Raw genomic sequence first — 8,348 nt, forward strand, 5'->3', positions numbered from 1 at the left:
GTGGACGAACACCATCGGCTAGCTTTGGACGCTTCCCGGCGCGGGTTTCGCCCAGGGAGACGAAATGACGCCGAGTTGAACGAGAGTGCCGAGCCAATCGGTCCCGACCCAGTCCCGGACGATGCGTCCGTCCTCGAATTCGAGGAAGTCGACGCCCCAGGTCGTGACGGTCCGCCCGGTGGGCGGCCTGCCGCGGAGGCCGCCGGTATCGGTTCCGGTGATGGTCCAGCGGACCGCGACCTGACTGGCGGAGGTGACCACCTGGTCGATGGTGACCTTCAAGTCGGGAAAGGCCGCGTGGTAGCCGCGGATGGCGGCGAGCTTCGCGGCTCCGCCGGTGAGTTCGGGGGCGGCGGGGGAGATGAAATCAGGATGGAAGAGGTCGTCGGCGGCGTCGTACCGCCGGTCGTTCCACAAATCCGTGTACACCCGCCGGGCGACGGTCTCGAGTCCTGAGCCCGTGACCGTAGGGGTTTCGGGAGCCGGTGTTCCGTGGATGCGGCGAGCGTGACGTGCGTAGGCGCGCGGTGCGAGGCGGGGCATGAGTATCCGGGCCGGCGCGGGGGCTCGGCCGAGCATGAGGGACACGACTTCGGGATCGCCTTCGTACATGAGCATCCCGAAGGCGAGCGCCGCCCGGGTCTTGGGCAGGGCGCCGATGCCGTCACGCTCCAGCTCCTGCCATTCGTCCATATCCAGGTGCCGCGCGGCCAGCGGCAGGATCCGGTCCTCTTCGTCGTTCAGGTGCTCGTCCAGAGCCTGGGACAGGAGCCTGAGTGTGTCGGCGAGCCGGCCACGCGTTTCGGTGTCGGCGCGTGCCACCCAGGCGGTGACCTGTTCTGAGACGGCGGTGAGGAGTGTGTGCAGCTGTTCGTGCTGGTGTTCCATCGCCGTCACGAGGGCATTCAGCTGGTCGGGCACCCGATGGTGGAGCTTCGGCCAGAGCAGCCGGTCTTCTCCGGTGTGGTGGTGATCGAGGAGGCGGATCAGGAATCTCAGGTGCTTCGCGACTCTCCGGACCTGGCGACGGTCACCGGCGGCGACGCGCTCGACGGCCGCCGGGGCGAGCCGGAACTCCCGCCGGAACGCCTGATGGGCGACGAGCATGTCGCGCACGTCCACGGCTGTGTCCGGCGGGGGTGGCTGGTGCGGGGTTGGCATGTCATCTCCTTGCCGAGATGCGGTCCAGTAATCCGCTGGAATGCCACTGTATTGAATCAGGGTGTGCTGTACCATCGCAACCGTGACCAAGGGTGCGGCGGGCAAGCCGCGGAGATATCGGTCCGCGCTTCGGGCCCGGCAGGTCGAGCAGACCCGGCAGGAGGTCCTCGACGCGGCGGTGGACCTGTTCGCCCGGAACGGGTGGGCCCGGACCACGGTGGGTGCCATCGCCACGGAGGCCGGGGTCGCCGTCGAGACGGTCTACAGCGGTTTCGGATCGAAGAAGGCCCTGCTGCGCGCCGCCATGGACGTCGCCATAGTGGGCGACGCGGAACCGGTTCCGCTCGTGGAGCGTGAGCCCTACCGCAAGCTGAGCGCGGAGCCGCCGGATCGCAGGCTGCAGGGTGCGATCGCGATCGCCGGGCAGATCTACTCCGGTCCCGTTTCCCGGCTCTGGAGAGCGTTGAACGAGGCGGCCGCCGGTGATCCCGAGGTGGCTGATTGGTGCACCGAGCTCGAAGCGGGGCGGCGGACGACCATGTCCGAAATGCTCGAACTGGTCTACGGGCGCCAAGCGGACGACCGCATCGTCGACATCGTGTGGGGTTTGGTCAGCATCGAGACCTATACGAAGTTCTGCGTCGAGCGTGGCTGGACGACCGAGCAGTGGCGGGATTGGGCGGCCGAGGCCGTTCGACTGTTCGCCGGCCGACCGTGACCTAGGCCGCCGCCCGCTCCCGCAGTGCGAGGAGCAGGGGTAAACGGGCAGGGCCGCTTCTTGATCAACTGCTGACGTTGGACCGATCGTGATCATGGAAGTACCGTCGCGCCAACAGTTTTCTTCCTGTTGCGCCGACGACGGAACGATCGGGGAGAACTCTGTGCTCGACGCTCGCGTGTCTGCCTGGTTCGGGTGTCGCGAAAGCCACTTTCGGGATGCTTGATGTCCTGAAAGTGGCTTTCGCGACATCGAGTGCTGCTGGAGCGCTTCGGGTCGACCCCCACAGGATCGGCTCGCGCGAGCCAATTGACGATCTTCGCTTACGGCCTTCACCGAGGCCCTGGAGCAGGCGCGAACATGAACGGCCTACTGAGCGCCGGTCCTCGGATCGTGAGGGTGAGGTGCCCGAGATCGGGATGGTTCTTCACGAGTTCGGCGAGTTCCTCGCGCAGCGGAGTGGTGGCGGAAGTCCAGATTTCGAGTTTGGTGAAGCTGTCCCAGTTGGTCAGTGTGAGGGCGAATGCGGCGGTGATGTCGAGAAGCCGCTGAGCGTCGGCCAGTGCGAGGGTGCCGTCAGAGCCGGGGACGAGGAAGGCGCCGTCCTCACGAGGGGCGACGAGGCGCAGGACCTCGGCCGCGGGCCGCGCCAAGGCACTGAGCACGGCGGGGGCGTCGGCGTCGGTCACGAAAGCGACACCGTTGTGCAGTGGAACGAGTCTCACTGATTCGCCGGCGACGGGGAACGGGATCGAATACTTTCCGGGTACCGGGCGGTCTGTGCGGACTTGGAGAACGGTCTCGGCATGCTTGAGCAGGGTCTCCTCGGGGCCGAAGATGCCGTTCTCGGTCATGTGTCTCATCAGTGCGAAGAATCGGTGGGGATTGTCGGGGTTGTGCAACGACCGGGAGTCCTCGTACAGCTTTCCGGACGTGGCCAGTGTTCTCGTCAGCTGGAGCACGAGGTCGCTGGTGCGCCGGTAGATCGCCTCGAGATCGGCCTCGGCGGTGGCATCGAGCGCGGCCGGGAGGGAGCCGGGGTTCCCCGAACGCAGGACGAGGGGCCTGGACGGTGACGCGGGATCGGTGCCGAGGGCGGCTTCGGCGATCCCCCGCAGCGTGGTCTGCGGACCGGTGATGTGATGACGCCGCATCTGCGCCGCGAGCTTGTTCACCGGGTACGGCGTCGCGGAATGCCGCAGCTGGGGGAATTTCGCCAGGATGTCGGAGGTACGTTCCCGGATGGCGTGGTGGTGCGTGGACAACGCGGCGGTCAGCGGGACGAGCCGGTCGCCGTGGCGATCGGCGCTTTCGATGACGCGCGCGACGAGCCCGGCCAGCACGTCGTGTGACCCGGTGACACCGTTGGCCGCCAGCCGGACGAGGATCTTGTCGGCGCTTTCGGTTTTGTGCGCCCAGGCCGCGGCGTAGGCGAGTTTTTCGATCATCACACGATCGGTGGGATCACCGGCGTCGAGCTTGTCGTCCATGAACGTCGGATCGGGCGTGAGCGTCAAGCGTTTTCGCGCGGCCGCGATGTCGCCTTCCTCGGGTGGGACATTGGCCAGTGCACGCTGCCGATCGGCGACCGCCACGCGAAGGAAATTCCTCGTACCTCGAAGGTTGAGGTCGTACAGGCGCAGAACGACGGCACCGGGATCGAGCCGGGGTTCGGCGATGAGGACAGCGTCGATCAGTTCGTGAACCGAGCTGTCCTTCATCCGGTCGGCGATGTTGAGGATCGGATGGCGCCGTCCATGCCGCTCCGCGGCGGCGATGACCCGCTTGGCTTCGGTGACGAGGCCCAACCGGCCGCCGAGCCCAGCGTGGAACGCCAGGCGCACGATTTCGATCGCCGTCGCGTTCGGATAGTCGACCACCAGCTGCCACAGCACGGCGGTGCGGTGTTCCGGGTCGGTCGATCCCGCGATCCCCTGGTAGGTGGGTTGCCAGAGCGAACCGTCGGCCTTGGCCAGAGTCACTTCGGCGGTGAGCGCCGGATGCGCCCAAGCATCCGTGGTCACGCCCTTGAAGCTCAGATAGCGAACCAGCTGTTCCCGGTCGATCCTGCCGTGTTCAGTGAGAACTTCTTTCGCCAGGGAGGAAAGGCCTACGGGATCTCTGCCCCAGTTGTGATCGGGCTCGGGCGGCCGGCGGAGACGGGCGAACGGCGCCTCATCGAGTGACGTGAATTCCTGTGGTGTCCGCAGCGCGGTACCGGCGATTTCCTCCAGCCGGCGCTGAGGTCCGGTGATCCGCCGGATACGCATGTGGGCGATCACTTCGTTCAACCGCGTAGGGGTGCGAAGGTGCGGTTCGGAACGCAGGATGTCGAGGGTGCGGGCATGGATGGCGTCGAGCGCTTCGCTGTCCGCGGCGGACAGGGTTTCGAGACGGTCGCCGTTCCGGGTGGCTTCGGCCATCGAATCGGCCACCAGCCGGGTGAGCGTCTCGGGTGATCCGGTGACACCTTCCCTCTCGACTCGGGCGACCAGTCGCCTGGTGTCCGCGCTTTTGTCCGCCCACGCCGCGGCGTAAGCCAGTTTCGCGACCGCAGGCTGGTCCGTGAGTACGTCGGCGTCCAGCAGCCGGCCCGCGAACGTCCCGCTCTCTCGCAGAACAGGCGGTTCGGCCGCACCGGTCGTCTCCGTCGAGTCGAGCCGGGTCCGGACGGCATGCACCGCGTCCGACAGGGGGGTGTAACGGCCGACGACGTTGTGTGCGCGCAGGAGCTTGAGGATCGACCCGGTGGGACGTGTCGATCCACCGCGCTGTGCATCGGTGAGCAGCGCGGCGATCAGCTCGTCGATGGCGGGGCGATGGGCCGGTTCCGTGATCTCCAGGATCGGATGGCGCCGCTGTTCGCGCACGGCGAGGTCGATCAACCGATCGATGTCCAGAAGCACCTGCTCGTGGCCTCTGAAGCCGGCCTGTTCGGCCTGGCGCGCGATCTCCCGCCGGGACTCTCGAGGGTGGTCGATCACCAGTATCCACAGCAGGGCCGTCAGTTCTGCCGGCTCTGTCGAGCCGGAGACCTGGTAGTCCCCGTCGTCGAGTGCTTCCCGGCCGCCGTAGGCGGGGTGCCATGACCGGCCCTCGGATTCGACTTGATCGACGGCGCGGCCGACCACCGCGGAAAGACCGGGCTTGTTGGCGATGTCTTGCCGAAGCAGGGCGAACAAGGTGGGCCTGCTGAGCCGGCCGTGTTCGATGACGACCGCCCGCGCCAGTTCGTCGATGGCCGATTGGTCGCGGGAGTCGGAGGGATCGAGTTTCGCCGCGGGGAAGTCGAGCGGAGCCACGGACACCCCGTCGACGACCACCGCGTCCGGTGGCAGACCCGCGACGGTCTGCTGGGTGAGAACGGCGAGTTCCTTCACGGCTTGGTTCGGTCCGCCGATGCGCCGCATGCGCAGGTGGTTGATCAGTTCGGCCAGCTGTCCCGGATCACGGAGACGTGGCGTGCCGAGGGCGATTCCCAGGGCCCGGTCCATCACCTCGGTCGCGTGCGCGTGGTCGGTGACGGACAGCGGCGCGAGCCGGTCACCGTTGCGGTTCGCGGTGGCCATCACGCCTGAGACGAGTTCCCGCAGATCTGCCAGGGGGCCGTTCACGAACTCGTCGGTGATCAACCGTCCAGCCAGTTCCTCCGGAGTGGCGGTCTTGTCCGACCAGACCGCGATGTAGATCAGCTTCTCGATCAAGGACCGGTCCGAAGCCGTACCGATGTCCAGCGATCGGCCGAGGAAGGTCCGGGCCGGTCGCGGAAGCGGATCCGGCCGGACCGTGGGCGAGGGCGGTGCCGTCGTCCGGGCACGCAAGCGTGCGGCCACCAGCGCCCGGATCCTGTGCCGCTGTCCACTCACGTGGCGCCGCGTCAACGCCGCGGTCAGATAGGCCGGGTCGGCCCGTTGTTCCGGGGTATGGGTGGCATCGCCGAGGATCCGATCGAGCCGTGCCGCGATCGCCGGGCCGTCCTCCGCGCTGTCGATTCGCAACTCCGGGTCACGGCGACCGTCGTCCTCGGCGGCCTTGACCGCGGACACGGCGAACAAGGTGAAATCGGCGGGGTCGGTGACCGTGAATCCCGCCGCCTGCGCCGCCCGCGCGAGCTCGGTGACGGACAATTCGGGGCGCGCGACCGCCTGCCACCACAACCAGACGGTCAGCTCGTCCGGCGCGTCGAGGTCGAACTTCCCGGGGTGGGACGCGCCCACGAATCGGGGGCTCCAAAGCTCTCCGGTCTTCTTCAGCGTCGATTGCGCCTGGACGATCGCTTTCACGGCATCGGAGTGCCTGAGGTCCGTGAAACCCGCGGAGAGCAGATGCGAGGCCAGCACGTCCTCGCCGATGTTCCCATGCAGGCGAAGAATCTCCCCGGCGGCCTCGCGTGCTTCCCGGGTCCTCGGGTCCGTGCCGGCTCGTTCGCCCGCGGGGTCGGTCACGGTGGCCTTGCGTTTGGGACCGAGGTGGAGGGTTTCCGGGGGGTGGGGCTCGGGGGTGTTGACGGCGCCGCTGGGGGTGATGGTGACGGGCCGATCGAGGTGGGCGATGGCGAGGGTGGTGCCGAGGGCAGTGCGGATCGCGGGTGCGAGATGGCCGTGGTGAGCCTGAGTGAGGTCGCATGACCAGAGCTTGATGGTGGTGTCGCGGTTCCAGGTGGCCAGCTGCGGGGGAAGTCCGGCGAGGGTGGTGGCGAGCTGCTGATGTGGCCGCGGGGTGGGGTGATCCCGGTGGCCGGGGAGCAGGAAGGTGCCGTCGCCACCGCTCTCGACGATGACTCGGTAGACACCGGGTTCGGCGCGCGGGAAGGCGTTGAGGACGTTGGCGGTGTAGGTGTCATGAAGGAAGGCGACACCGCCGTTGTCGGGGAGCGGGATGGCGCGTAGCGGCCCCGCCGGGCCGATGCCGGCAGGTGCGGCGCCGTCGAGCCTGCCGATGGCGGGGGAAACCTGTGGTGAGTCGGACGCGCCGAGGAAGGCTGATGTCCCGGCCACGGGAACCGCGGTTTGGACCGTGCCGGCGTGCGTGAGCGGGGCTGCCTCGGGCTGAGCGGTCATCACCGCGGCGGGCGTGTGCGCGGTTTCGCGCGCTTCAGGCGCGGCGGGTTCGATCGCGCCGGTCACGGTAGTGGAAGGCGGGGGAGCCGGTGTGCGGTAAATCGTGCCGAAAGTGTGCGAGCTGATGGCGTAGGCCGGTGCTCCCACCGCGTCCCAGGCGGTCTTTTCGTTGTGGAGGATGGTGAAATCGGGCGACGTGGGTGGGTGAAAGGTGTCGAGACTGATGCCGCCATGGGCGGTGGTCGTGGTACGGCCGCCGCCGTAGCGGGAGAGGGCGCCGAGGGCGCCGAGGAAGGGATTGCCGTGCGGGTCGTGAAGCAGGTAGTTGATCGGCACGGCGGCGATGACGGCGGTGGTGAACTGTCCGAGGGCGTAGGCGAGGTCGCCGAACGCGGTCAGCGGTCCCTTGATCGCCGCGACCACCTCGCCGACGTGGACGCCGCTGCCGGCGGCACGCGGTAGCAGCACGTCGAGGTGCCCGGGGTCGGCCTCCAGCCGGTCCCGCAGGGAGAAAGCGGTCCTGCGGACTCCACCGGCGGCCGCGTGGAAGACTCCGGCGAACGCGCCGCCCAGCGCGCCCCCGGCCAGCGACGAGGTCAAGGACCGGGTGTCCCAGCCCTCACGGTCACCATCGGCGATCTGCCTGGCCTGGACCCCGAAATCGGTGCCGCCCATCAACGCCGCCCCGAACACGGCGAACCCGCCGGTCTTGACCGTCAGATTCTTCGCGAACGTGAGCAAGGCCGTCCTCGTCGCCTGCGACAACCCGCCCCGCATCGACAACTGACTCAGCTGGACGACCAGAGCGCGCCAGATGGCGGACAGCGCCACCCGGGCGGCCGCGATCACCACCCCGGTGAACAACGCCCCGACCACCGTGGCCAGCAGATGCAGGACCGCGGCCAAGGTGAACGCGGCGAACACCACGAACATCACCTTGGTCTTGTAGACATCCGCCGCCGCGTTCTGCGACATCTTCGCCAGCCGCCCGGCCGCGTCGCCCAGACCCGCCACCGCATCGGCGATCGTCATCCCCAGAAACCGGGCGAAGAACTCCGCTGTCTCGCCTGCGGCCTCCCGCGACACCCCGGCCCCCGATGCCCGGGCGGCCGCCTCCAGCACGTCGGCGGCCATCTCGAAGGCCTCCCACGCCTTCCACAACGCGACCAAACCCCGATCGTCGCTCTCCGGCCACGACAACCCCAGCGTGAATTCCAGAAAGCGCCGCACCTCCGGCGGAACGGCCACCCCACCCCCGCCCACAACGGACCCCTCCCCGTACCTGGCTGATCACTCAGCGGACACTTTCCGACACGGACGGCAATATTCTGCTTTCGGCGGGCGCCTGAGACCGGCCATGCGTCAGTCAGGCGGTCTCATCGGAGGGAATTACCTCACGGACCGACCGT

The 8,348-nt window shown here is 68.2% G+C and carries 3 protein-coding genes; 1 reads left to right on the forward strand and 2 read right to left on the reverse strand.

Going from position 1 to position 8,348, the window contains the following annotated elements; translation table 11 throughout:
* Positions 1 to 18 precede the first annotated feature (18 nt).
* Positions 19 to 1,161: an ester cyclase gene (locus DMC61_RS39910; protein WP_125695608.1), complete on the reverse strand. Its 1,143-nt coding sequence runs from the start codon at positions 1,159 to 1,161 to the stop codon at positions 19 to 21.
* 82 nt (positions 1,162 to 1,243) lie between these two features.
* Between DMC61_RS39910 and DMC61_RS39915 the strand changes: the two genes are divergently transcribed.
* Positions 1,244 to 1,879 carry a TetR/AcrR family transcriptional regulator gene (locus DMC61_RS39915; protein WP_158634170.1) on the forward strand — a complete coding sequence of 212 codons (636 nt, stop codon included), beginning with the start codon at positions 1,244 to 1,246 and terminating at the stop codon, positions 1,877 to 1,879.
* 332 nt (positions 1,880 to 2,211) lie between these two features.
* On the opposite strand, the gene DMC61_RS39920 is transcribed toward DMC61_RS39915, so the two are convergent.
* Positions 2,212 to 8,187, reverse strand: coding sequence for a hypothetical protein (locus DMC61_RS39920; protein WP_125695610.1), 5,976 nt, complete (start codon positions 8,185 to 8,187; stop codon positions 2,212 to 2,214).
* Positions 8,188 to 8,348: the final 161 nt, after the last annotated feature.

Source organism: Amycolatopsis sp. WAC 04169, assembly GCF_003947535.1.
GTDB lineage: Bacteria > Actinomycetota > Actinomycetes > Mycobacteriales > Pseudonocardiaceae > Amycolatopsis > Amycolatopsis keratiniphila.